Raw genomic sequence first — 662 nt, 5'->3', positions numbered from 1 at the left:
CTCTTTCGAGACGGCCCCAAAAATACCTTCCCTGAAGTAGAACCTGAGCTTGCTACTAGTCGACTGCTATCTGATCATTTTTTGTCGACGCATTACAACACGTTAGGTAACAAACTCGGTTTTGTTAACTTTCCCCACCAAAGCTTGGTCAACCTTGTTCCGACACTGTTTCCGAAAGATTCTCTGGTTATTGAAGTACTCGAAGATTGTGAGCCTACGCAAGAGCTTCTCGATGCAATAAAACATCTGCACGAATGCGGCTACCGAATTGCACTCGACGACTTTGTACCAACTAAGGCTTGGAAACGCTTTCTTCCGTACGTATCGATGATCAAATTTGATATTCGTTTAGTACCAATTGAAAAAGCGGCAATTTTCATCCAAGCATTGAGCCAGTTTAATATCGATTTTTTGGCTGAAAAAGTCGAAACCTATGAAGAGTTTGAACAAGCGCTTGACGCTGGTTTTAACTACTTTCAAGGTTACTTCTTTAGTAAACCAGAAATGATCCAAAAGAAGCGCCTCAACCCGGCGTTTTTAACCGTCATCCAGTTGTGTAAAGAGATTGCTGACAAACCCATCGACTTCAATGAAGTGGAGCGTCTGTTCTCTATTGATGTGACGCTTTCTTATAAGTTGCTCACTTACGTCAACTCGGGTTA

Annotated in this window: 1 protein-coding gene; it reads left to right on the top strand. The window is 42.1% G+C overall.

The window, feature by feature from the left end:
- Nucleotides 1-662, top strand: a 662-nt coding sequence (locus tag R7Z47_RS25125) for an EAL and HDOD domain-containing protein (RefSeq protein WP_318130799.1), incomplete at both ends; no start/stop codon positions are given.

The organism is Vibrio sp. 1641, assembly GCF_033339995.1.
Lineage (GTDB): Bacteria > Pseudomonadota > Gammaproteobacteria > Enterobacterales > Vibrionaceae > Vibrio > Vibrio alginolyticus.
Note: the sequence above shows the minus strand (reverse complement) of the source record. Positions and strands in the feature narration are given on the sequence as shown.